Raw genomic sequence first — 24,173 nt, forward strand, 5'->3', positions numbered from 1 at the left:
GGGTATTGTAAACAGGTTTTGGGGGAATTGGAAGGGGGTGCGAGTGGAGATGGGGGACTAGAGACTAGAGACTAATAATCTCCAATCTCCAGCCTCTTCTTTACGGCAAAGCCAAGGTTGGTTGTCCAGCATTGCTAAGAATAGTTATTGGCTCACCCCCAGCAGCAGGCAGCAGCATGATGTGGCGTTGGGGAAAGTAGGCTTGAAGCTGTTCTTCTGTTAGACTGTCAAATTGGGCAGCCTCAAACAACGGCCGTTCGTTTTCTACCAGCACAAAGATAAGATCGCCAACGGCCGTTTCCTCAACTTGAGCATACGCCTGCACGTCTGCACCAAACAGCAGCCGTTCCTCGCCAGTTCCGTCCGGCTGAATGCGCCACAGAGCTGATTCGTAGTAGGCAAAATACAGTCCCCGGTCATCGTAGGATTCACGCCCCAGCGGATTGCGCTCAGTGTAAAAAAGTGTGCCGCTGGTCTGACCAACAAAGACCAGTTCTGCCTGGGCAGTGGTGGGGATGACGGTGATTTCCGTAGAATCTGGTGTACCAGTGACTAGCAAATTGCTTTCAGGATTGTCGCGCACCCAGGCATTGCCAGTAACCGCATACCAGCGGTCGCCGCTGGCGTTTAGCACCAGGTTGCGAAGCGGTCGCTCGAAGCTGGGCAGTTCCATTCCGCTGGTCATATCAAACCGACCAATCCCGATATTGCTACAGTCCCTGGTATACAGCAGAATGTTTTGGACAGTCCATTCCAACACGCCCATGCGGTAGCCATACGGCGTGCCGCCTTCGTTTTCATACAGCACTTCACTGAGCGAACGTCCGCCGCCGCCACAACCACCGCCAGGCTGTCGCCATGTGCCAGCCAACTGCGGGGTAGCCAGGTTGCCATTTTCGGCTACAGTTACAGTCCATACCTCAAAGAGCCACTCCCCTAGAACGTTGTCGCCTTCTGGCTCGAAATACGTGTCTGTTTCTTTGAAGTAGACAATCGTACGGCCGTCTGGCGACCAGGCTCCAGGGCGAATAAAAGCAATCTCTTCAATGATCTGCACAGTTCCCTGTTTATTGCTCATCCGTAAGCTGCTGGTTTGCCCATCATAGTAAACGTACAGTAGATGTTGCCCATCTGGAACCCATTTTGGATATGCCAAAAAACAGAAACGCTCTTCTGGGCATGGCTCGGTGTGGACGGGTATCGTCTCGCCATTGAGCAAGGTGCGGATGAAAAGCTGGTCGTTTTGCACGTAGGCGATGGCATTGGCGGAAACGGCCGTTAAATTGTCTACCTGTTCTCGCTTTGGGGGTGGTGGCAAGATGGCTTCGGTGGGTATAGCCTGTCCTGAGCTGCTCAACGCCGTTGAGCTTGCCGAAGGAGCCGTTGGCGATGGCAGCGGCGTAAGCGTTGGGAGGTGTTCAGTGGGTAGCGGAACGGCCGTTACTGTTTTAGTCACTGTTGCTGTGGACGATGACTGCTCACGCGTAACGGCCACCGTTATCTGGTTGGTACTTTCTGGCAGGCAGCCAGCCAATCCCGCACAAAGCAAAAAAAGATAAGCAAAAATTTTCAGACGTGACATCAAAAGTAGTCCTCTCTTGACAAACTGTATTCGTCTGAGAAGTATACTTGAGGTAACACACCGTATTTCGACGATGCGACTACGAAGAAGATACAGTTGGTAGGTGATGCGGGGAGCCAAATCTTTACGGCTTACAATTTCCCTGGCAAGCTGTCCCAATCCAGATGCGGCCGTTCTTTTTTTGCTTCTAGAAGTAATTCTGAGAGACGGTCTTCACCAGCTAGCTGCTCAATTAGCGCTTTAATCTTGTTCACCTTGCCCATCGCTGGCAATGAGTCGTAATCAAGCCCAAGATTAAAATAGCAGAACCTTTTGAGTTCATTTTCACTGAAAGAAGCCATTAGAAACTGAATGAGCTTTTGATGATGGGGGGAGTCCAAGTTCTGTTCCATAATCATACCTCGCAATCTTTCCTGAAATTATGTGAATTGTAACTAATGGTTTAGTCGCCAATCGAGGGCGGTGTGGCGCTGGGTGGTTTTGTCGTTTTGCACAGCAATGCGGATGGCTTTGCGGGTGCCGACGAGGATGACCAGCTTTTTGGCGCGGGTAACGGCCGTATACAACAAATTCCGCTGCAACATCAAATAGTGCTGGGTGGCCACCGGGATCACCACGCATGGATACTCTGCGCCCTGGCTTTTGTGTACCGAAATTGCAAACGCATGAACCAGCTCGTCCGCCTCCAAAAAGTCGTACACCACTGGCGCACCGTCAATGCTGACGGTTAGATTTTGCTGGAGTAAATCCATCTCGGTCACGCGGCCAATGTCGCCATTGTAGACGTTTTTGTCATAATTATTCACCGTTTGCATCACCTTGTCGCCGACGCGGAACAGCCGCCCGCCTAGCTTGCGCTCTGTTTTGCGCTTGGCTCCGGGATTGAGTGCCGATTGCAGCAGCAGATTCAAATTGTTCACGCCGACTGCGCCATTGTACATCGGAGCCAGCACCTGAATATCGTCCAGCGGATCGAGTCTAAATTTAAGGGGGATGCGCGTTTTGACCACGTCCACCAGCAATTCAGCCGCTTCGCTAGGGTCTTCCTTTACAAAGATGAAAAAGTCGTTGGCGTCTGGGCTGGTTTGGGGCATTTTGCCTTCGTTTATCAGGTGGGCATTGCTGATGATGAGGGAGTTGGACGCCTGACGAAAGATGGTTTGCAGGCGCACAACGGCCGTTTTCCCCGAATCAATCAAATCCCCCAGTACGTCCCCTGCACCCACGCTGGGCAGCTGATCCACGTCCCCCACCAGCAGCAAATGGCTGTCTGGCGAGACCGCTTTGAGCAAGTTGAAGGTCAGCATCAAATCCAGCATGGAGGCTTCGTCAATAATCACCATGTCGGCATTGAGCGGATTGTTTTCGGAACGGCCGAATCCTTCCCCCGGCTTAAATTCCAACAGGCGATGCACCGTTTTGGCTTCGCGCCCTGTTGCCTCCGCCAGCCGCTTGGCAGCCCGCCCCGTGGGGGAGGCCAGCGCATAAGTTAGCCGATGCCTGTCCAGCAAATCCAACAAAGCGCGCATGGTGGTGGTTTTGCCTGTGCCGGGCCCGCCAGTGAGAATGGTGACTTTGTGGGTAACGGCCGTTTGGATGGCGTGGAGCTGTTGAGGAGCCAGCTTGATTGGCGATTGACGATTTTCGATTGACGACTGGTGGTTGGCTTTTTGATTTTTGAGGATAGCCAGGCGGCTGGTGGGATGGTTGATCAGCCGCTGAATGCGCTGGGTAACGCCGATTTCGGAGTAATAAAACGGTGTCAAATAAACCGCGCGCTCCTCCCGCACTTCTGGTGTTCCCACATTATAAATTGGCTTCTCCTCACCAATTACTGAAAACTGGCCACTGTTTACTGATAACTGTTTACTGATTACTGGATGCCGTAACGTCTCCCGTTTTATAAAGTCGCTCGTTTCCAGATGGTCAATAACGGCCGTAATCTTTTCCGTCTCTAAGCCTAAAATTTCGGCCGCTTCCGGCTCTAGCTCTTCCTGTGGCATGTACACATGGCCATCCTCTGCCATGCGGTTGAGGGTGTAGGCTACCCCAGCCTCGATACGCCCCGGATCGTCGGCGGCTAGACCTAACGCCTGGGCAATTTTATCGGCCGTTTTGAAGCCAATGCCGTACACATCCTGCACCAGCTTGTACGGCGTATTTTGCACAATAGCCAGCGACGTGTCGCCATACTTTTTGTAGATTTTGGTCGCCAAATTTGTAGAAACGCCGTGCGATTGCAAAAAGATCATCACGTCTTTGATGGCACGTTGCTCCTCCCACGCCTTCATAATTTGACCCACGCGCTTTTTGCCGATGCCCAAGACGGTTTGCAACCGCTCTGGCTCATACTCGATTACGTCCAGCGTCTCTTCGCCAAACCGTGCCACGATGCGCTCAGCCATCACCTTGCCCACGCCGCGAATCATGCCAGAGCCGAGATACCGCTTGATGCCCTCGGTGGTGGCGGGTAGCGACTGTTCACAAAATTCTGCCAAAAATTGACGGCCGTGTTTGGCATGATTGCCCCACTTGCCCGTCAGCTTGAGCCATTCACCAGGTTGCACCTCTGGCAAATTGCCCACGACGGTGATCAGCGCGTCTCGTCCACTTGCATAGCGAAACGGCAGCATCCCCCGCGAATCTGGCTTAAGCCGCAGCACGGTGTATCCATTTTCTTCGTTGTAGTAGGTGATGCGCTCAACAGAGCCAGCGATCTGAACTTGCTCGGACATGCCGTTATTGTACCTGTTTTTCAAAACCAACTCACAATTGTCATGCTGAATGGGAGTGAATCATCCTACTGATCAAACAATTGCAAACGACGTGATTTTTGCGGGATAACCTTGGGCGGGATTCTTCGTTTCACTCAAAAAACAATTGAAGGTCGATCTTGTTTGACAAAATTGAAAATATTCTGTACTATTTTGATTAGATAAAACTTGAATCAAAATAAGCGAAATTGGTTTAGTGAATATCAAAGCAAGAGGTTTGCTATGTCTATGAAAGCGTATGAGGAAATATTTACGTCAGATTTGTCTGAAGCGGACAAAATCGCCAAAGGGTTTCACCATATCATCAACTCCATTGTCACCCACAGCCAAAACGAGATTGAACTGCTCAAGGCGATGAACGACCGAGAAAATCTAATCAAAGAACAGATCAAATTGAGCACCATCCAACACGCTAGGGGCATTTTTGACATGGCCTACCAGCGAGCCACGGGCAAAAGGAGCTGGAACAATGAGTAAATCAACAGCCGAATTCAACCTAGAAGAACGCGCTCAACTGTTCAAAGCATTGGGGCATCCGGCGCGGCTGCTCATGCTCAACCTTATCCAGCAAAAGCCGCGCCACGGCGAAGAGTTAGCCGCCATTCTCAACTTGAAGCCCGCTACCGTGTCGCATCATTTGGGCAAATTGGCAGAGGCAGGGCTGCTTACGTCCACCAAAGACCAGTATTACCAAATTTATTCACTGGTGGCGGGTGTGCTTAAAAAGCCGCTGGGCGAAGTGATTCGGCTGCCCCAGCCCAGCCTGAAGGCCGAAGTGCAAACAGATGCCTACAGACAAAAAGTACTCAACACCTTCGTCAAACATGGTCGCGTGGTGCGGCTGCCCGCCCAGCTTAAAAAGCTCCAGGTCATTTTGGAGCTGATTGTGCAGGAGTTTGAGCCAGAGCGGGAATACACCGAAAAAGAGGTCAATTTCACTCTGCTCGACTTTCATGAAGACGTGGCCACGCTGCGTCGTTCGCTCATTGAACACAACCTGATGACCCGCAATCGGGGCATTTACCGTCGGTTATCTGGCTAGCAAAGAAGTTCAACTTTTGCCAAAAGTTGAACTTCTCTACTTGGAAAATCAAAATGTGTTACGAACTTGAACTCACAAAAATTAATCGTCTCAAAATTGCCGACGCTTTTCAGAACGTGCCTCGGGTTGATATGTCGATTCCGTGCGTGGTTGAGGGGCAAATGGGTCAGGCGTTTGTGGATGATTTGGCACAGCCAACCATCCACCACGTGGTAATTGGCCCATTTCACTACTTTGCTGGGTGCAGCGACACGCCTCAAGCGCAAGCGATGATGGCTGAGTTTCCGGCTTACAACTTGCTCATGCCCTCTTCACCTGGCTGGGCGGAATTGGCTCGCCAGCAGTTTGGGGACGCGCTGCGAACCAACAATCGGCATAGCTTTTCATCGGAATCGCTGGCCGCCGACCATTTGAATAAACTGGTGAACGGAAGTTCATTTGAAGGGAAGGTGGTGCGGATTGATACGGCCGTTGCTCATAAACTCAGCACCAAAAACCAGATCCACTTTGGCCTGGCCGACTTTGATTCTGCCGAAGATTTTGCCACACGCGGTTTGGGATTTGTGGCTATGGTGGGGGAACAACCTGTGGGGATTGCCTACTCCTCGCTGGTGTGCAGCCAGGGCATTGAAGTGAGCATTTTTGTAGATGAGGCTCATCGGTGGCAGGGCATCGCCACCTTGGTTGGGGCAAACCTGCTGCTAGCTTGCCTAAACCGCAACCTGCACCCCAACTGGGACGCCGCCAATCCAGAATCTGTCAAGCTGGCTGAAAAACTTGGCTATCGTTCAACTGGTTCCTACAAGGCACATTTTCATACCCAAAAAAGCTGATGTTTAATCTACAGATTTCGCAGATTAAGCAGATAAAATCTTTTCAATCTGCGAAATCTTTGATTATTCTTGTATCGTGCCAAACTCAGTTGGCTGCGGCTTCTGCCTGGGGCGGACTTGAGCAATGATACCTGCGCCCAGGCTAATAAGTAGCAGGACGGGGGCGACGACGAGCCAGCCCAGTAGGGGGACTAATCCACCCGCGAGGAGGATGACGGCCGTTTTCAACCCCACCCTCACCCCAGCACCTTTTGGATACAGTCGTGCCTGCACAATTTGATTGATAGCGGCCAAACCAACGGCCGTCATTGCCATAATTACCATCAAAATGATAAGCGCAATCAGGCCGCCTGCCTCACCACCTTGGGCAAAGATCGTTGCCACCAGCCCAAAAAAGAGGAAGTTCACCAACCCAATGACAAACGAGCGACCCGGGCTGTTTTGAGCCACCTGCTGCGCCCGCGCCACGCGATTGGGCAGCAACGCCGGCAGCAGCACCAGAAGCGCAGCCAGCGTTCCCCAGCTAAACAAAATGAGTATGATGATTTGTAATCCTTCAGCCATGTGAACCTCCGGTTGGACGGTAATGTCGCAGAGCGACCGCTACGCGACCAGTAATCGGTAATCAGTGTGTCCGTAATCAGTAAAATCTCTTAATTCTCTGTGGCCTCTGTGGCTAATCCGTTGTAAACAGCAAACGGTTGCCTGCGAGCCAGACGACCAATGCCAGACCAAGCAGCAGTCCCCACTGCGCGGTGGGCAACTCAATGGTAAATGTTGGTAGCGTGGGCGATTGCCAAACGGCCGTTACCTCCGCCCAAAATTCTGTTAATAACGCCGATGTGGATAGCTGAACCGTGGCCAACCAATCGGTAGCCATAGCACGGCCGTTGTCCAGCCAAGCCAGCAACGATGGCCACACATTCCCCAACAGCAGCAGGGCAATTGCCATCTGACCCAGCAGCAAGCCCCACACCCAGCGCGGCAGTCGCGTAACGGCCGTTTCCTGCCCAACCGCTGCCACCACCCTCGCCGACAAATCAGTGCCGAGCGGCAGTTCCGGCAGGGCGTCCAGGCTGCTAAACAACCCCTCCAACTCTGCCAACTGCGCCCGCGCTCCTGGAGATTGCGCTAAATGGGCTTCAACAGCCTGCCGGGTTTGCTCATCCAGCGTGCCGTCTAAATATTCGTGCAGGTAATCTTCGTTAAACTCGTTCATGGTTATGCACTCTCTTTCATCTTCTCTGCCAACATTTTCCGCGCCCGAAACAGATCGCTTTTCACGCTGCTGAGCGGCCGTTCCATAACCTCAACCATCTCATCATAACTTAGCTCCTGAAAGTGGCGCAGCTCAATGGCGACCCGATAGCGGGGTGGCAAGGCCAAGAGCGCCCGGTGAAGCTGGGTCGCTTGCTCCTCACGCACCAACGTTTGCTCCGGCGACGGGGCGGCCTGCGCCCAATCATCCATGCTCACGGGCTGGTCATTCTGCGACATATCGGCGGCCAAAAGCTGCGTTTTGGCTCTGGCTGATTCCAGCCAGTTTAAGCACAAATTGGTGGTGATGCGCTTGATCCAGGGGGCAAACGGCCGTCCCATCTCAAACCTGTCCAATGCCCGGTACGCTCGCAAAAACGCCTCTTGTGCCGCATCTTCCGCTTCTACTCGCCGCCCCAACAGACGATAGGCTACGTTGAAGACGGCCGTTTGGTAACGACGCACCAGTTCGCCATACGCGGCGGCGCTGGTCTCGTCTCCTAGCCTGGCCTGGTGCAGCAACTGCTGCTCGTCTGTCAGCGTCATGGTTTGCGTCCTACCAAAGTGTACCGGAAAGTGCGCCAAAAGTTGCAAAATGATTTGGTCACAGAGGACACAGAGAAATAAGAGAAAATAATCTGCGAAATCTGTGTAATCTGTGGATGATTTTTCGTCAAACGGCCGTTCCCCGGTACAATTCTGGCATGTTCAATTATTTAAACCCAATGCCTCGCACCTTGCTCATTGCCTTACTTGTTTTGTGGGCAATTTTGCTATTTGGCGGCTTCATCTTTGGCTCCGCCGACCCTAGCCAGCGGATGCCCAAATGGACGCGACTCACTTCCTCTGCCGTGCTGGTGTTGGCGGGCTGGAGCTGGTTCTTCATCACCCGCCAAAACGAAGCCAATAGCTTTGTGCTGTGGCTGGCCATCGGTATGAGCTTTGGCTTTTTAGGCGATCTGTTCATGGCTGGCGTGATGCCCGGTGGACGAAACATACTGGGCGGCATGGCCACCTTTGGCCTCGGCCACGTCGCTTACATTATTGGCATTTGGCGCGTGGGCAGCCAGATTGGGTTAACGGACGGCACGGCTCGCTGGAGTAGCTTAATTGCTTGGTGGGTGATTGGCGCGATTGCCTGGTATTTTGTGGTTTATCGCGGTCAGCAGCCGACGACGCTGCACCGGGCGGCATTGCCGTACGCACTGCTGCTGGCCAGCACCGCTGGCGTAGCAACTGGCTTGGCCATCCAGCAAGGCCAATTCACCTGGCTGGCCGTTGGTGCGGCGCTCTTCCTCATTAGCGACTTGATTATTGCTACCCAACTGTTTAACGACACCAGCTTCTACCTGATTGGGGATGTGATTTGGCTCACGTATGGCCCTGGGCAGATGTTGATTGTGTTTAGTGCGGCAACGGCCGTTGCCCTCTTCGGAAAATAGAACGCTGCTCAACCTGATTCACCTGATTATGGGGATGTCGCCAAGCGACCGCTTCGCGTACAGGAAAATCTGCGTCCCATTTTATTCCCGTAAGAAATTCCCTACACACTGAATCCAACAAATATGCGGGAAAAAGTGACGCGAGTCCGTTTATCTTACTCTAACTTGACGCGCTGAATCACTTTGCTATACTCGCAACTGATTCAGCAATAAGCAAGCTGCACGTTACTCACTCAATTCCCAATTGTGATGCAGTTTGCCCTAACAAAAGTGTGAAAATGATGATTGGACAATATTGCAGGTGTATCGAGCGGGGGCGCTAACCACCGTTTGAGAACCTGAGAAAGTTTCTAAAAGCACTCAATTTGGGTGCAACGACGGTGGTGGCTACCCTCGCGGAACAACAATGAGCATCTTTTTGCTCTCCTTGTTGTCTCGCCAGCGAAATGCTGCGACCGTTTTTTGTTGGGTAGCGTGCCTGCTGCCTCTGTTTAGAAAACAATCTCAGGAACACCTACAATTATGTTGTCAACAATCGAAAATACACGTCTTCACGAATCTGTCCCTACGTCCGCCAATAGCTTAGAAGCCCAAGTTGGGAACACGCCGCTGCTCCGTTTGTGGCATACGGCCGTTGCCCACCAAATCCCAGATACCGTTGCCATTTACGCCAAAGCCGAATGGTTTAACCCTAGCGGTTCTGTCAAAGATCGCGCCGCTCTCAACATCATCCGCACTGCCGAGGAAAATGGGCAACTTCAATCTGGCATGACCCTGCTGGATTCTACCTCTGGCAACATGGGCATTGCCTACGCCATGCTGGGTGCCGCCCGTGGTTACAACGTCAGGCTTACCCTGCCCAGCAACGCCAGTCCAGAGCGTATCGCCATCCTCAAAGCCTATGGCGCAGAACTCATCCTCACCGATCCGCTGGAAGGCTCCGACGGGGCGATTGTGGCGGCGCGAGAGTTAGCCGCTGCTGATCCCACCCTGTTTTACGCCAATCAGTACAACAATTCGGCCAACTGGCAGGCGCACACCAAAAGCACTGCGCCAGAAATTTGGCGGCAAACCGACGGGCAAATCACCCACTTTGTGGCTGGTTTGGGCACGAGCGGCACGTTTACCGGCACAACGCGCCGCCTGAAGCAGTTCAATCCCCACATTCAAACCATCGCCATGCAGCCCGATGAGCCGTTTCATGGTTTAGAGGGGCTGAAACATATGCCCTCGGCACTAAAGCCAGGTATTTATGATGAACAGTTGGCCGATGGGGAAACGGCCGTTCGCACCGAGGACGCTCGAGCTATGGCACATTTCTTGGTGCGTCACGAGGGGTTGTTTGTGGGCATTTCGGCCGCAGCGGCCGTGGTTGCCAGCCTGAACGTGGCTAAAAAGCTAGATAAGGGCGTTGTCGTGACCATCTTGCCAGACAACGGCTTTAAATATTTGAGTGACACATTATGGCAATAGGATGATGGTCGTTTTTGGGCAATCTGCCCATTGACGCTGCACTGTGGCTTTGGTAAGATGGCAACCGCTGTACAAAAAATCATAAATTTGCCAATCTTATCCAGAGAGGTTGAGGGAACGGCCCGATGACACCTCAGCAACCGCGACAGCCCAGGCTGACGAAATGGTGCTAAGTCCGTCAAGTGCAGAAGCAGATACTGCACCTGAAAGATAAGAAGATGGTTCTGAATTGCAGACACCTTCCTTATCTTTCAGGAAGGTGTTTTTTGTTGAAATCTGCCATGAAAAATCAAGAATAGCTTAGATGTTGGTATTGACAAAAGAGATTCACGAAGCGATTAAGGCACACGGGCAGGCATCGTATCCGTTTGAGGGATGCGGGCTGTTGCTGGGGCAGGTAGAACCGGGCAAGAATATGGTTCAGCAGATTCGCCCTATGGAAAATGTGTGGCCCAATGAAGCTGAAAAACCGATTCGCTTCAGCATTGACCCAAATGCGTGGCAACAGGTAGAGCTAGAAGCAATGGTGGCGGGCTTGGATGTGATTGGCATTTTTCACAGCCACCCAGACGATGTGCCAGTGGCCTCCCCGCGCGATTTGGCATGGGCAAGCTGGCCAGGCTACTCTTACCTCATTACCCAGGTGCTGAACAGCCAACCAACCTACAGCCAGTCGTGGCAATTATCTGCTGATCGGTCTGGTTTTATTGAAGAAGAGATTGTTGAAACAGACTAAAATCTGTAACTACGTAATTACAAAACAACAAGGAGAAAAATTTATGCCAACGATTCGTATTCCAACGCCATTACGGCCGTATTCTGGCAACAACGCCTCGGTCACGGTAAGTGGTGACAACGTAAATAGTGCCTTAGATGATCTGACGCAACAGTTCCCAGACCTGCGCCAGCACCTGTTTGAAAACGACGAGCTACGAAGCTTTGTCAACATCTATCTGAACCAGGAGGATGTGCGCTACCTGGATGGGTCGGAGACGGCCGTTGCCGAAAATGACACACTGATGATTATCCCCTCCATAGCCGGAGGATAAGACCCGTAATCGGTAATCAGTATTCGGATTACCGTTCACCGATTACTGGTAACGGTTTACTGGGTGGAGGGCTGGAGAAAAAGATGAGTACTCTGAAAGAACGAAAAGTGGATCACGCCGCGTTGCGGGTAAACCAGGCATTTATTATTGGTTTGAGCATTGGGGCATTTTTGCTGGATGCTGTGTGGTTGGTGGCGTTTGTGGGCATGGTGATGTTGCTTGGAACGGCCGTTCCCACCCTTGCCCTCTTCAAACGCATCTACCAACATATTTTGCGTCCTGCTGGGCTAGTTAAGCCAGATGTGATTGTAGACAATCCCGAACCGCACCGCTTTGCCCAAGGTTTTGGTGGCGTGGTGGTGGCGCTGGCAATTCTGGCTCTGGTAGCTGGGTTACCCGTTCTCGCCTGGGGATTGGTCTGGCTCGTCATTGCCCTGGCAGCCCTGAACTTGTTCTTGGGCTTTTGCGCGGGCTGCTTTGTCTATTATCAGCTCAACAAGCTGGGCTTGCCCGGCTTTCGCGTGAAACCGATTCGGTAAACGGTAATCGGTTATCCGTAATCGGCAAACCGATCACCGATTACGGATTACGAAAATATGATAGAGCGACTAATTATTACAACTATTCTTATCCTGCTGGGCACGTCCGCTTATGCTACGTTTAAGCGACGGCATGTGCGAGTGTTGGGAGATTTGGAAACGGTCGTTTCGTCAAGCTCAACGGCGTTGAGCAGTTCAGCACAGGCTATGTCCCAAACGCCTACCATCCTCTACTTTGCCAGCGATAGCTGTGCCGCTTGCCCTAGCCAAGCACGTTATCTAGAGCAGTTGTTGGGCAAATGGGAGGACGGACTGATGATACAGAAAATTGATGCTGAACTAGAACCAGAAACGGCCGTAAAATATGGCGTCTTCACCTTACCAACAACAATTCTCATAGACCAGCAAGGCGACGTGCGCGAAATCAATTACGGCCTCACGCATACGCAAAAGCTCACGCAGCAAGTCGCTAGCTTGGCCTAGATGGGACGGAGGTGACAATCACTTCCAAAAGTGACTGTTACCTGAAACTTGAAAACCTATGGAGAAACCCTATGAGCAGTAAAACCTTAATTAACCGGGCGGCAGTGGCAGATGTGAACCTGTCGCATGAAGAAGTGCAGCGTTATAGTCGTCACCTGATCATGCCGGAAGTAGGCATGGAGGGGCAGAAAAAGCTCAAAGCCGCTAGTGTACTGCTGATTGGCGCGGGTGGGCTTGGCTCACCATTAGCCATGTATTTGGCGGCGGCAGGCATCGGGCGCATTGGCCTCGTGGATTATGACGTGGTGGATTACACTAACTTGCAACGCCAAATTATTCACGGCACTAAAGATGTAGGGCGACCCAAGCTGCACAGCGCCAAAGACCGTATCCTGGACATTAATCCACACATTCAGGTAGATACCTACGAGGTGCCACTGACCTCTGACAATGCGCTGGAACTGTTTGAGCCATATGATATTATCATTGACGGCACGGACAACTTCCCCACCCGTTATCTCACCAACGATGCCTGTGTGCTGCTGGGCAAGCCCAACGTCTACGGCAGCATCTTCCGCTTTGAGGGGCAAGCGTCTGTTTTTTACGCCAAAGAAGGGCCGTGTTACCGTTGCCTCTTCCCCGAACCGCCGCCCCCCGGACTGGTGCCGAGCTGCGCCGAAGGTGGCGTGCTAGGCATATTACCCGGCACAATTGGCGCAATTCAGGCAACGGAAGCTGTGAAGTTGATTTTGGGAGAAGGGGAGCCGCTAATCGGCCGTTTGCTGCTGTACGATGCCCTCAACATGGAATTTGACCAGGTGAATCTGCGTAAAAACCCTGACTGCCCCGTGTGCAGCGAAAACCCTACGCTCACCAGGCTCATTGATTATGAGCAGTTTTGTGGAATGCCTGCCCATGACCGCAGCCATTTTTCGGCCGTAGAGCAGAGCAATGGCGATAGCGTACCGCAAATGGTTCCAGTGCAGCTAAAAGCACGGCTAGATGCTGGTGATAATTTGTACATTTTGGATGTACGCGAACCGCACGAATGGGACATCTCTAACTTGAGCCATTTAGGGGCAAACCTCATTCCCAAGGGGCAGGTGGTGAATCGGCTAAATGAGCTAGATACGGCGCAGGAAATTGTGGTGCAGTGCCGCTCTGGGGCGCGCAGTGCCGACATCGTGCGTGAGCTGCAAAGGCATGGCTTCAAGAAGCTGTGGAACCTGGATGGTGGTATCAACCGTTGGGCAAAAGAGATAGAGCCACAACTGCCGACTTATTAGTGCCCATTCGCAGAATAATGGCTGTTCCATAGCTTGGAAAGCTTGGAATTGGCGAATGGGCTTAAAGTAATCGTTCGGTACGAAAACTGCTATCTTATTTCCGAACGATTACTTAGATCAAGCGTGGTTCAGAAGTGCAACTTTTTGCAAAGTTGCACTTCTGAATAAATCTGGATTAGGAAATCCACATCTCTGTTATTTCACCATCCCAGCCATCAGCGGTACGGCCGTAGCTGATGGTAAAGCCACCGCCACTCAGGTAAATCATGTCGGAATCGGCACTTACTGCCCAACTGTTGCCCAGAGATACGCGTACCTCTTCTTGGGAAACGGCCGTAAACCCCTGAAACCGCAAGTAAGGAAAATCACCTTCTGCATCAGCTTTGGCTTGAATCTCCTCAGGCGACATTGTTACCAAATCTACGCCATCCAGTTCGGGCAACAACGCCGGATCAATATTTTCTGTGGACAAGACGATTTCTGGCTGATCGGCCAACAGCGCGTAGTCGGGAATTTCTTGCGCTACCAAAGCCCGTTCCAGCGTCAGTCGCAGCAGTTCAGCCACATCCCCGTCCGGCAAATCCAACTCAGAGGTTGGTTCACTGTCCGTACCGGGCAGCGGCTGCACTGAGTTATCCATATCCAGAGTAAACGTGTCGGTCACGCCGTTGACGTTTACTGTGTAAATACCAGCAGGCAAGCCCAGCACGTCTAGCGCAATATTCTCATCAAAACCAACAAGCTGCTGGGTGCAAAGTGCATCGGCAGGCCGCTCGGTGGGGATGGTGACCGTGAACGTATTGCTTTCGCGGCTGGTTTCTATTTCGCCCAGCGTGGTGCAGCCATCGCCCAGGTAGCCCGTGGCGTTTACATGCACCTGCACTGGGAACGACTCCAAAATCACAATGCCGATGGATTCCACAGTTGCTTCCCCTTCAATTATCTTGGTAGGAATGTCTACATCGGGATTTTCATCCGCCATGGGCGTAGGTTCCGTTACGGGATCGTCTGGAACAGTGGGTTCGCCCCCTGCTGGGCTGCAAGCCACTATCAAAACAAGAATTAGTATTGTTAAAATTGTTTTTAGTTTCATCACTGAAACCTCCTTTTATAGTTACAAAGTAAAAGGCCGAGGCTGTCCCGACCTTCATCCCTATAACGTCAAAAGGAGCCATTTTGTTCCGTGTAGGTTTGCCTAGACCATTTTGTTGGTTTTGTGGAATTTCCCCGGAAGAGTTGCATTTCTGAGGAGACTTTACCGACCACCATGAATGAAAACAGAACACGGAGTAGGAAAGAACACTGATTTTATCCCTGTGAGCCGTTCAATTCGTGTCCTATTTCTAAGGAGATAGATTATCGCTCCACAAAACTCACCCGCATCATTTCACCCGTGGTTGTGTCGTAGCGGAAGATGTCGCTGACGGCGTTGGTGTCGTTGGGGACGAGGTTGCTGGCGTCTGAGGCGAAAGTGATGATACGGCCGTCTGCTGAGATACGAGGATGACCACTGCCACCGTTGCCCCACTCGCCGCTTGTGGTCTGGCTGATAAGCTGCAGCTCGCTCGTTTGGGTGTCCAGCAGGTAAATCTGGCCGCAAACAGTCAGAGTGGGCGTGTCGCAGGTGGGGGCGTTGGGCAGCAGGTTTTGGGCGAGTGAAGCGAAGGTGAGGTAACGGCCGTCTGCCGACAGAGCAGGCTGAATGCTGTCCCCGTTGCTATTGACGACCAGACAGGTTTCGCCCGTTTGCCGATCGTGCAGGTAGATGGTGTAGCAGGTGCGGCTGAACCCGCGATAGTCGTCGCACTGGCTCAATTCGTTGCTGGTGAGGCTGGTTCCTAGCGAGGTGAAGGCAATGAAACGGCCGTCTGCCGACAGTGAAATGGTGTAAGACTTGCCCAAACCGGAGGAACGCCCCACCGGAATGCGCTCAATTTGCCCAGTTTGGCGGTCGTAGATGAACAAATCTTCACACGGTTCCGCCCAGTCTCCGTCGGTGCAAAGGTCTGGGTCGTCTGGAGTGATTTGGCCGTCGAAAGAGTAATAGGCGGCGAAACGGCCGTCTGACGACAAGGCCACCGCGTAGATGGGATCATAGGCAGGCTGACCATCGTGCCGAATGCTTAGTAGTTCAATTTGGTTGGTGTTAGGGTCTTAGGCGTAGGCCGTCCAGTCGGGGCGAGCGTTGGGCGTGAGCGCACCCATCGAGGTGAAGGCGATGACGCTGCCATCGGCCGATATGGCGGGCTGGTTGCTGAAGCTACTGCTTTGGGTAGAAACGGGTATGGTGCCTTGCGCGGGTTCAGCCATGCCCTCTAGCACAATTGGTTCGGTAAGTGGCAGGGTAAATTCAAAACAGATGGCTCCACGTTGATGGATGACCTGGCCATGCCATTCCGTAATGTCATTTTCGCCCAAGTGATAACTGTCTTGGTAACGGCCGTCTGCCCCAACTGGATTGGCTAATGCAAATTCGATGGCACTGCTATGGTCGGCAGAACGGCCGTTCAAGAGCACAATCGGTTTATCTTCTGGCAGCAAGCCTTCGGCATCCAACAAAAGGGTACGTCCTTGTTCGGCCATGCTTATGGTGAGGCGCATTCCTGTTGGTAGCGGCGTACATGGGGCTGGCGTAGCGGTGGGTTCGGCCGTAACTACCTCTCTGACTACTTCAACTTCGTGGCCTTCAGGGGTATTGGTAGGAAGAACTTCCGTTGCCACTGGCCCTGGCAAGCTATTAGCTGATCTACACGCGGCTAGCCACAGCATAATCAAACAAAATAAAATGGTTTTACTAAATTTCATAATTTTCCCCTCTGGACACCTCCCAAAGATTTGGGCCAAGATTTCACTTTAGATGAAATCTCCAGGAGGCTGAGACAAATTACTCGATTGAGACGGTTAGGGTGTAGGTGTTGGGTTCTTCTGTGCCGATGGCCCGGATAGTGTAATCCTGCGTGGCGGGCAGTTCGCCTTGCCAGTTGGTGGCGCCAGACATGTTGCCGTTTACCAGCGGAATACCGTCTGCGCCCACAATTGTCAGGATGACATTGGCGTTGGGCGAAGTGATGGCAACCCGCATGGTTTGCCCTGCCTGAGCTGTCAGAATGTAATCATCCGCTTCATAGGCTGCCACATTCCCTTCGATAATGGCCGAGGTGGCTCCCGGTGCAAAGGTGATGCGTTGGGGGATGATGACCTGTAGCGTGTAATTTACGGCCGTTTCTCCACCAATCACCCGAATAACGTAATCGCCTGACTCCGCCAGCTCGCCTTGCCAAAGCGTTGAGGCAACCTGCCCGTACAGGTAATTGCCAGCACCATCCTGCACAGAGACGCGTGTTTGCTCATCTGGCACGGTGAGCGTCACCACCATCTGCTGGCCCGCCAGCGCTGTTAGCACATGAATATCAACACCTTGTGTATCTAGCTGGCCAGTGATGGTTGCAGATGTTTCGCCAGGGCCAAACTGGATGCGGTTGGCGGCGGGCAGTGCGACCTGGCTAAATAGGGGTTCGTTAGGATTTAGCGCGGCTGCCTGCTGCAAATCCGCCTCAATTTGCGGATTGGTAGGATTGTGAAACGTGGCAGCCCAGGCGCGGAAGTAGTAGGCGGCGGCTAAATCGGGCTGCACATTGATGGCGGCGTTGGTTTGTTGCAAAACGTATTCAGCCAACCATTGCTCGTTAAATTCAGCTACCGTGCCTTGAATGAGTGGAGAGGTACTGCTGAAAATTTGTTCATTGGGCGTGCCGCGCATGATATCTAGCGCAGCGGCGTAATCGCCGTAGAAGATGTTGGTGAGCAGCGGGTATGGCGTCCACTCTAATTCATCGCGGTACGCCTGTTCATACAGGCGGATGATTGAGGCGTTCCATTGCAGGGTGGGGGTTTGGGTGGGAACGGCCGTTTCTGCTGCCAGCCGCTCTGCTTCTTCAATTTGGGTCAAGGCATCGAGCCACAGCCCCGCATTGGCAAGCTCGACGGCGCGGTTATTGGGTTGGTAGGCGGGATGATCTTGCAAGTCGGCTGGCAGAGGCTGGAGCGTGTGTTCGGTGAGCTGCTGGGCGGCATCGTCCCAACTGTACACGCCAAAGCCCAGGTAGCGCACGCCACAGGCGTAGCAAAAGACGTAGTAATCGTGGCGCAGGGTGATTAGTTCCAGGTTGCCATCGTCATTCAAATCTTCAAAGGTGCTGACACCGGGGCTGGCGTTGCCCGCTTCTTGCTCGATAAGGAAGTTCGCGCCATCAAAGCGGAGTAGCTGAAACGTGCCACCGTGTGCCCCTATGCCGCCATCCACGGCAAGCCAAAGGTTGTCTGGGGCTAAGTCTACTTGAATAACGCTTTGCTCAAACAGATAGTCTGGGCCGAAGCTACCAATTCCCTGGTCAGTGGATGATTCGTTATTTAGCTCTTGGTAGGCTAGCTCATACCAGCTATCATCTTGCCAGGTGTACAGTGCCACAAAATGGCTGGGAACGGGGTCATAATCGTAGTTGCGGAATCCCTGACTGTACACGACCCATAACGGCCGTTCCCCCTGCGGTACGTTCAACATTAAAACATCCAAGCCTTCAAACGCATAGGTCGGTAATTTTGTCTGGACGAGCTCGCGCAGGCTGTTGCTGTCTGGCGTAGTGGTTGGCTGGGCGGAAACGGCCGTAGGCGCAGGATCACTCGTGGCGGTTGCCGTCGCGGACATTGTGGTTTCTGTGACGACGGATGCCAGGGTGGGTGTGGGAAGCGGTGTGTTGGCAACGGTTGTTGCCGTTGGAATGATGTGTACTGTTTGTGTGCAGGCGGCTAAGGCCAGCCAAAGCATGGAAATCGTGAAAATAGATAAAGATCGTTTCATCTCAAAATCCTCAGAGTTGCATAACGCTTAAAAGGGTATCTTAGCAGGTAGGCGCGTAGGATTCTGGATGGCTGGTAAATGGTTTGGCTACGCTGATGTGAGGGGAGCGTGAACTGTTCAGCTTACAGCTCGAGGATTTTGGCTGCCAGGGAACGGCCGTCTTTCTTGTTTTTCTGCTGGCGGGCATCGTGCCATTTGCTGCGGGCTTCTTCGATATCCCGGTTGAGCGTCATCCAGTTGGGCGTTACCAGCAGCAGCCCTTCGCGGCGCACGCCAAACAGCAGGCGCGGGAACCAAAGCGTGCGCTGATTTTGTAGGGCTTTAGGCCAGCTATTCAGGCCGACAAAGGTGCAGGTTGCCCCAAACATGGGCTTCACCAGGCTGCGCTCCCGCGCTTTTAGCTCTTTCAGGGTGAAATGCTGGCTCATTTGGGTAGAGGTAACGGTGGCGATACGGCCGTAGCTAATCTTCACGTCTCGTAGGGGGGCGCGGAGCAGCAAATAGTTGGGGGCAATAAACAACCCTGCCCGGCGCAGCAGGATGGCGTAGTAGACCCATAGCAAAGCAACCAATCCTACCACCAGCCAGAGTAAGTAGAAGGTAGAGCCGAGGAACGGCCGTACCAAATCCACCACGGCTAAAACAAGCAAAATCAAACCCAGCCAGAGCAGTTTGCCCCGCATCCGTCGGCTTATTTGGTCAAACAGGAGCAATTTGTGCTTTTTCATGAGGGAGAGTTTGCAAGTCTGTAAGTTTGCAGGTTTGCACGTAACAAAGAGGACTTGTTACGTGCCCGCCCGCATACTTGCTTACATTTGGAAAACGCCCCGCTGGTAGGGGACCAATTTATAGGAGAAGTCAGTAACGTATTCTTCTAGCTGGCTGTTGAGGGTGAGCCACATTTCGTTATCCAGCAAATCATCTACCGTTTGGCGGTCACGGCAGACAAAGCCGACGAGGCGATTGGGCGCATCACCGTAAGCAGTGTGCCATACTTCGCTCACCTGAAAGCCCATCATTTGCATGGCAGGGACGTATTGCTGGATGACAAATTGCTGGTACGCTTGCAATTTTCCATCTGATACTTCATAGCTTAGCAACAACTTCAAGCCAGTTGATTTGTCTTCCACAATTCACCTTCCTCATGTTGGCTGGGTAGCCATATTAATGCACTACTCCATATTAGCCAAAGGAATGGTAAAAGTAAATGTACTGCCCTCCCCTAAGATGCTTTCGAAGGTAATTTCGCCGTTTTGGGCCTCGACCATGCGGCGCACGATGGAAAGCCCTAGCCCCCAGCCGGCTTGTTCGCGCACTTCTTTGTCTTCGGCGCGGAAAAATTGGGTAAACAGTTTTTCCTGATTTTCTTCGGAGATGCCCAACCCGTTGTCTTGGATGCTGACGTGGGCGTAACGGCCGTTTGGCCAAGCCCTCAGCACAATTTCCCCACCATCCTGCGTATATTTGTTGGCATTGCTCATCAAATTAGAGACAACCTGAGCCATACGGGTGGAATCTGCAAAAATCAATGGTAAATCATCTTCAATTTCAATGTGCAGCGTTTGTTGGCGGTTTGCAATGCGCTCGCGCAGGCTGTCGGCTACGTCTGCCACCACTTCGCGCAGGTCAAATGGCTGCAAATCGAACTTCATACGGCCGCTTTCAATATGGTTGATGTCCGACAAGTCGCTAATCAGCGAGGTCATCCGGGTGAGGTTGCGGCGAATCACTTCCAGGAACTGCTTTTGCTGGTCACTGAGTGGCCCAGCCAGTCCGGCGTTCATGAGATCGGTATACCCCTTGATGGAGGTCATTGGCACGCGCAGTTCATGCGCTACCAGCGAGATAAATTCACTTTTGGCTTTGTTAGCGTCCTGGATCGCCTCATACAGCTTGGCATTTTTAATGGCTACGGCCGCTCGATCAGACAATCGCTCTACAAAGGCAATGTCTTCCCGATTGATTTCGATGTTTTGCTGCGTTTCCAGAGTGATCAGCCCGGTGATGATGCCATCTTGCTGAATGGGAACGGCCAACTGCATACTGGCGGGGGTGCCATCTACAGACTCTTCTTCAGAAACGTCGTTGGTGAGGATAGAACGGCCGTCTGCCATGATTTTTTGCACGATTGGATGGTCAAGCGAAACCAACCGGCTTTCGCTATGCTCCTCCTCGCCCCGGAAAACCATTAACCGTAAAATGCGAATCGGTGAACCGTCCAACATGCCAGTGTCCTCATTCTCTATATCTTCAAACAGACCAATCGAGCCACCTGCTGCGTTAGTAAGGGCAATGGCCCAATTGAGCGACAGGCTGAGAACCTGGTTTAGCTCCAACGATCGGTTTAGCTGCTGGTCAATCCGCTGAAAGAGCGAGAGCTCCTCCACGCGCCGCGCCAAAGCCTGGTCGGTTTGGGTAAAGAGGCGAGCATTTTCGATGGCGATAGCCGCCTGGTTCGCAAACGTGACCAGCAGACCCAGGTCGTCCTTCTCAAAAACACCGCTGAAAAGGCGGTTGTCTACGTAAACAGCCCCCAGCGTGTGCCCGCGCACCTGTAGTGGTGCACACATGATGGAGCGCAGTTGGTAGCCAATCACGCTTTCGCGACCAGAGAAGCGATCATCTTCCTGAGCGTTGCTAGACAAGATGCCTTCGCCCGTGTTAATGGCCCGCTCAATAACGGTACGGCTAATATTGGTAGCATCGGCTTCAATGGTTTCCTGATCGAAGTTACGAGCCGCACGGGTTTGTAAATCGCCGTTTTCTGAGTCGTACAGCATTAAAAAGCCGCGTTCCGCCCCGGTTAGCTGGATGATAGAATCCATTACTTGGTTAAGCACTTCCCCTAAATCGAGCGATTTGCCTAACTGAGAACTCACTTCGTAAAGGGCGGCAAGTCGGGCTTCGTGTCTTTCAATAAGTTGATTGGACATGGTTTTTTCCTGAAAATTTAGGATTTACACAAACCAAATTGCGTAAGCCCTGAAATTCTTAACTGCTTTCATCCTTGTAGGCCGCAACGGTGTGCATCAATTTGATTTAGCAAGAAGAACTGACATTGTTCATCACAACGCAGAGCCAACGGAGTTCATTGTAATCAATTCTGGGGAGCTGCTACGCATAAATTGCGTGAAAAAGTGGGGTCACTGTTGTTGGAGATTCTCAGGATTTTTCGCGTTAGACTGCTTGCACGAATTGGATACTAAACCCTGAGGGTCTGGATAGTGCAGGGTGGTTTTACGGCCGTATTCCAAATAAACTGTCGCCAATAAAAACGAGAAAACAATGTAGCAGAACCAGACAAGGTAGCGCAAACTGCTACCACTCCGTCATCTTCCAAATCCCGGGTTCCCAATTGTTAAGGGTTGTGATTGTCAAACCGAGATGTTGGGAGGAGACGGCCGTTTCATAACTCCACTCCAAATAAGCCCGCGCAGCCTCGTGCCGGTTTTGGTTTCTGGCAATGAGCCCTTGAATGTTTAAAGCGCGAGCCAGTGTAAAAGGGTCTTCTTTTTGGATAAGGGCAAGGCTTTCATTAATTTGCTCAATCGCTTGGTCAAGGTCGCTGTTCTTAAATGTTTTATGCCTCCTAACTTCTTTCAACCTTTAGGGTACTCTTATGTCTCTTGGTGCAACTGCTTAATTTCCTCAATGGTCGTTACCCCAAGTTGTGCCATGTTTGTCTTTAGGTCTGCCAGCAGAATTTCGGCCACATGTGCGCCACCTTGCTCTCCAAATGCCGCCACGCCAAACATAAACGCCCGCCCCAACAGCACAAAGTCTGCCCCCAATGCCAGGGCGCGAATCACATCAAGACCAGAGCGCATACCGCTGTCGAAGACAATCGCTGCCCGACCGGCCACCTGCTGCATAATGCCAGGAAGCGCATCAATCGCGGCGGGTGCGCCATCGAACTGTCGGCCCCCGTGATTTGACACGCCAATCCCGTCAATGCCCATTCCTATTGCCTTCTCCGTATCATTAGGATGGAGCAACCCTTTAAGAACAATCGGCCCATTCCACAAATCACGCACGCGCTGCAAGTATGCCCAGGATAGCGTGCCGCCAAACCGTTCGCCAACAAATTGTGACGCATTGGTCAGTGATGCGCTATTGAGAGTCCCTTCGCTATTTACGTACTTTTCGACCATGCGAAGCCGAGGCAAACCATGACGCAGCGTGGCAATCGCCCACGCTGGACGACGCACGGCCTGCCACACAAAGCGTGGCGTAATGCGCGGCGGCAATCGCAGTCCGGCGCGTGAAGCGCGTTCGCGGCGGCTGGCGGCTGGCACATCGGCTGTCACCACCAGTGTATGAAACCCACTGTCGCGCGCCCGCTTGAGGAGATCATCACAAATCGCTTCATCACGCGGCGGATACAGCTGGAACCAGCCCATATTGCCGACGACCGTGCCAATCGTTTCGGGCGTTTGCGTAGCGGCCGTGCTGAGGCAGTAGGGAAAGCTGTAATGCGCCGCTGCCTTTGCCAAGATAATTTCAGCATTCGGCCACATTAGCCCTGTCAAGCCGATGGGCGCGACACCGAAAGGGAAAGCGTAGGTTCGGCCAAAAAGCTTTGTCTCTGTATTTTGCGTCTGCTCCCCCTTGAGAAATTGTGGTAATAGCGTTACGTTGTCAAGCCCTGTGCGATTGCGCGAGACAGCGACATCATCCCCTGTACCCATGTCGAGATACTCCCACGCAACGAGCGGCAGTCTGCGTTTGGCTCGCTTTCTCAGGTCGCTAATAGCTGGATATTTGGCGAGTTGGTCGGGTAATATTGTTGACATAATCCTACTTTACAGGTAATAGATCACTATCATTTTCATAATGCGCCATCTTGTATTAGGATGGGCGTACCCATATATATTGGCTCATCTATGAAATGTGTGCAAAGACCTCCGTTTAGTACAACTCGGCGCAGTAGGTTTTGATGGTCATAAATCTTTTGATCCGTCTATAAGGTGATGATATGATACTGACAAGCGATGGCGAAACTCTCCCAAACCCAATTTCTCAAAACACTCCCCGAACTGGTTATAACTCGCTTGCCTGAACCCCTACGAGGGATTCAGGTACGGCAGCCGTGGCGTTGGCTTATCCAGTTTCATTTTGGTGAGGCACGTTTGCATTATGAACTGTCGCGGGTGGCACGACGCGAAGCTTGGGAGATTGGCTTTCACTTTGAATCTGGCGACAAGCAGCTCAATCGCTTCTTGCTTAAAGGGTTCCGCCGTCACTTGTTTGAGATTAAAGACGCGCTGGGAGAATCGTTTGAAGCCGAAATGTGGGACAAGGGCTGGGCCAAAGTGTATGAAGTGGTGCCCGCCGAACCGTACACTACCGACCACCAAGCCCAACTTAGCCATCGGCTGGCAGAGGTGATCACTTGCCTGCACCCCATTTTTGTAGATTTACGGGGTCAGGCGGCACGCATAAAACGATAAAGAGTTTGTCATCACTTCCCGGCCAATGAATTTGCGGCAACTTAAACAAAGACCGTTTGCTCGGTCTGGCTGCTAGTCGGCGAAGCTGCGGTTTTTAACCGCTCT

General features: G+C 52.3%; 25 protein-coding genes and 1 riboswitch. Of the genes, 11 read left to right on the forward strand and 14 right to left on the reverse strand.

Translation table 11 applies throughout. From position 1 onward, the window contains the following. Window positions 1-100 precede the first annotated feature (100 nt). The 3 genes from ACOQPM_RS08335 to ACOQPM_RS08345 all read right to left on the reverse strand — a co-directional run bounded on the left by ACOQPM_RS08335 (window position 101) and on the right by ACOQPM_RS08345 (window position 4,317). Window positions 101-1,582 (reverse strand): TolB family protein, encoded by a 1,482-nt coding sequence (locus ACOQPM_RS08335; protein ID WP_420628787.1) that lies wholly within the window; start codon window positions 1,580-1,582, stop codon window positions 101-103. A 131-nt stretch (window positions 1,583-1,713) separates the two neighbouring features. After that, window positions 1,714-1,974 carry an effector-associated domain EAD1-containing protein gene (locus ACOQPM_RS08340; protein WP_420628788.1) on the reverse strand — a complete coding sequence of 87 codons (261 nt, stop codon included), beginning with the start codon at window positions 1,972-1,974 and terminating at the stop codon, window positions 1,714-1,716. A gap of 42 nt (window positions 1,975-2,016) precedes the next feature. Continuing rightward, complete coding sequence (locus ACOQPM_RS08345) at window positions 2,017-4,317, reverse strand: ATP-dependent RecD-like DNA helicase (RefSeq protein WP_420628789.1); 2,301 nt, start codon at window positions 4,315-4,317, stop codon at window positions 2,017-2,019. Between the two features lie 261 nt (window positions 4,318-4,578). Between ACOQPM_RS08345 and ACOQPM_RS08350 the strand changes: the two genes are divergently transcribed. From ACOQPM_RS08350 to ACOQPM_RS08360, 3 genes are read left to right on the forward strand one after another with little or no spacing between them, the layout of a single operon-like run. Beyond that, window positions 4,579-4,833: a hypothetical protein gene (locus tag ACOQPM_RS08350; protein WP_420628790.1), complete on the forward strand. Its 255-nt coding sequence runs from the start codon at window positions 4,579-4,581 to the stop codon at window positions 4,831-4,833. Beyond that, window positions 4,826-5,398 carry a metalloregulator ArsR/SmtB family transcription factor gene (locus ACOQPM_RS08355; RefSeq protein WP_420628791.1) on the forward strand — a complete coding sequence of 191 codons (573 nt, stop codon included), beginning with the start codon at window positions 4,826-4,828 and terminating at the stop codon, window positions 5,396-5,398. Before ACOQPM_RS08350 ends, ACOQPM_RS08355 begins: the two co-directional genes overlap by 8 nt. A gap of 53 nt (window positions 5,399-5,451) precedes the next feature. Beyond that, entirely contained in the window at window positions 5,452-6,231 is a 780-nt protein-coding gene (locus tag ACOQPM_RS08360) for a GNAT family N-acetyltransferase (RefSeq protein WP_420628792.1), read from the forward strand. A gap of 63 nt (window positions 6,232-6,294) precedes the next feature. On the opposite strand, the gene ACOQPM_RS08365 is transcribed toward ACOQPM_RS08360, so the two are convergent. The 3 genes from ACOQPM_RS08365 to ACOQPM_RS08375 form a co-directional block, all read right to left on the reverse strand. After that, window positions 6,295-6,795, reverse strand: coding sequence for a hypothetical protein (locus ACOQPM_RS08365; RefSeq protein ID WP_420628793.1), 501 nt, complete (start codon window positions 6,793-6,795; stop codon window positions 6,295-6,297). Window positions 6,796-6,907: 112 nt separating this feature from the next. Beyond that, on the reverse strand, window positions 6,908-7,450 hold the full coding sequence (locus ACOQPM_RS08370; protein ID WP_420628794.1) for an anti-sigma factor family protein: 543 nt from the start codon (window positions 7,448-7,450) through the stop codon (window positions 6,908-6,910). Window positions 7,451-7,452: 2 nt separating this feature from the next. After that, window positions 7,453-8,034: an RNA polymerase sigma factor gene (locus ACOQPM_RS08375; RefSeq protein WP_420628795.1), complete on the reverse strand. Its 582-nt coding sequence runs from the start codon at window positions 8,032-8,034 to the stop codon at window positions 7,453-7,455. A gap of 116 nt (window positions 8,035-8,150) precedes the next feature. On the opposite strand from ACOQPM_RS08375, the gene ACOQPM_RS08380 reads away from it, so the two are divergent. From ACOQPM_RS08380 to moeB, 7 genes are all read left to right on the forward strand, one after another. Then, window positions 8,151-8,930 (forward strand): lysoplasmalogenase, encoded by a 780-nt coding sequence (locus ACOQPM_RS08380; RefSeq protein WP_420628796.1) that lies wholly within the window; start codon window positions 8,151-8,153, stop codon window positions 8,928-8,930. A gap of 522 nt (window positions 8,931-9,452) precedes the next feature. Further along, window positions 9,453-10,403, forward strand: a complete 951-nt coding sequence (locus ACOQPM_RS08385) for a PLP-dependent cysteine synthase family protein (protein WP_420628797.1) — start codon at window positions 9,453-9,455, stop codon at window positions 10,401-10,403. 93 nt (window positions 10,404-10,496) lie between these two features. Beyond that, window positions 10,497-10,620, forward strand: a riboswitch (SAM riboswitch). 87 nt (window positions 10,621-10,707) lie between these two features. Then, window positions 10,708-11,139, forward strand: a complete 432-nt coding sequence (locus ACOQPM_RS08390; protein WP_420628798.1) for a Mov34/MPN/PAD-1 family protein — start codon at window positions 10,708-10,710, stop codon at window positions 11,137-11,139. A 43-nt stretch (window positions 11,140-11,182) separates the two neighbouring features. Continuing rightward, a complete protein-coding gene (locus ACOQPM_RS08395; protein WP_420628799.1) occupies window positions 11,183-11,452 on the forward strand; it encodes a MoaD/ThiS family protein in 270 nt (89 codons plus the stop codon). Between the two features lie 83 nt (window positions 11,453-11,535). Then, window positions 11,536-11,991 carry a DUF4395 domain-containing protein gene (locus ACOQPM_RS08400; RefSeq protein WP_420628800.1) on the forward strand — a complete coding sequence of 152 codons (456 nt, stop codon included), beginning with the start codon at window positions 11,536-11,538 and terminating at the stop codon, window positions 11,989-11,991. Window positions 11,992-12,048: 57 nt separating this feature from the next. Continuing rightward, on the forward strand, window positions 12,049-12,474 hold the full coding sequence (locus ACOQPM_RS08405) for a thioredoxin family protein (protein WP_420628801.1): 426 nt from the start codon (window positions 12,049-12,051) through the stop codon (window positions 12,472-12,474). 71 nt (window positions 12,475-12,545) lie between these two features. Then, window positions 12,546-13,760 (forward strand): molybdopterin-synthase adenylyltransferase MoeB, encoded by a 1,215-nt coding sequence (gene moeB / locus ACOQPM_RS08410; RefSeq protein ID WP_420628802.1) that lies wholly within the window; start codon window positions 12,546-12,548, stop codon window positions 13,758-13,760. Window positions 13,761-13,935: 175 nt separating this feature from the next. On the opposite strand, the gene ACOQPM_RS08415 is transcribed toward moeB, so the two are convergent. The 8 genes from ACOQPM_RS08415 to ACOQPM_RS08450 form a co-directional block, all read right to left on the reverse strand. After that, on the reverse strand, window positions 13,936-14,853 hold the full coding sequence (locus ACOQPM_RS08415; protein WP_420628803.1) for a hypothetical protein: 918 nt from the start codon (window positions 14,851-14,853) through the stop codon (window positions 13,936-13,938). A gap of 263 nt (window positions 14,854-15,116) precedes the next feature. Beyond that, window positions 15,117-15,839: a TolB family protein gene (locus tag ACOQPM_RS08420; RefSeq protein WP_420628804.1), complete on the reverse strand. Its 723-nt coding sequence runs from the start codon at window positions 15,837-15,839 to the stop codon at window positions 15,117-15,119. Between the two features lie 75 nt (window positions 15,840-15,914). After that, window positions 15,915-16,565 (reverse strand): hypothetical protein, encoded by a 651-nt coding sequence (locus ACOQPM_RS08425; protein ID WP_420628805.1) that lies wholly within the window; start codon window positions 16,563-16,565, stop codon window positions 15,915-15,917. Between the two features lie 79 nt (window positions 16,566-16,644). Further along, window positions 16,645-18,618, reverse strand: a complete 1,974-nt coding sequence (locus tag ACOQPM_RS08430; RefSeq protein WP_420628806.1) for a hypothetical protein — start codon at window positions 18,616-18,618, stop codon at window positions 16,645-16,647. A 122-nt stretch (window positions 18,619-18,740) separates the two neighbouring features. Beyond that, window positions 18,741-19,346, reverse strand: coding sequence for a hypothetical protein (locus tag ACOQPM_RS08435; RefSeq protein ID WP_420628807.1), 606 nt, complete (start codon window positions 19,344-19,346; stop codon window positions 18,741-18,743). 81 nt (window positions 19,347-19,427) lie between these two features. Continuing rightward, entirely contained in the window at window positions 19,428-19,748 is a 321-nt protein-coding gene (locus ACOQPM_RS08440; protein ID WP_420628808.1) for a hypothetical protein, read from the reverse strand. A 42-nt stretch (window positions 19,749-19,790) separates the two neighbouring features. Further along, window positions 19,791-21,551: a GAF domain-containing protein gene (locus ACOQPM_RS08445; RefSeq protein ID WP_420628809.1), complete on the reverse strand. Its 1,761-nt coding sequence runs from the start codon at window positions 21,549-21,551 to the stop codon at window positions 19,791-19,793. A gap of 684 nt (window positions 21,552-22,235) precedes the next feature. Continuing rightward, complete coding sequence (locus tag ACOQPM_RS08450; RefSeq protein ID WP_420628810.1) at window positions 22,236-23,411, reverse strand: alpha-hydroxy acid oxidase; 1,176 nt, start codon at window positions 23,409-23,411, stop codon at window positions 22,236-22,238. Between the two features lie 198 nt (window positions 23,412-23,609). On the opposite strand from ACOQPM_RS08450, the gene ACOQPM_RS08455 reads away from it, so the two are divergent. Further along, a complete protein-coding gene (locus ACOQPM_RS08455; protein ID WP_420628811.1) occupies window positions 23,610-24,068 on the forward strand; it encodes a hypothetical protein in 459 nt (152 codons plus the stop codon). The last annotated feature ends 105 nt before the right edge of the window (window positions 24,069-24,173 follow it).

This window comes from Candidatus Leptofilum sp. (genome assembly GCF_965223525.1).
GTDB lineage: Bacteria > Chloroflexota > Anaerolineae > Promineifilales > Promineifilaceae > Leptofilum.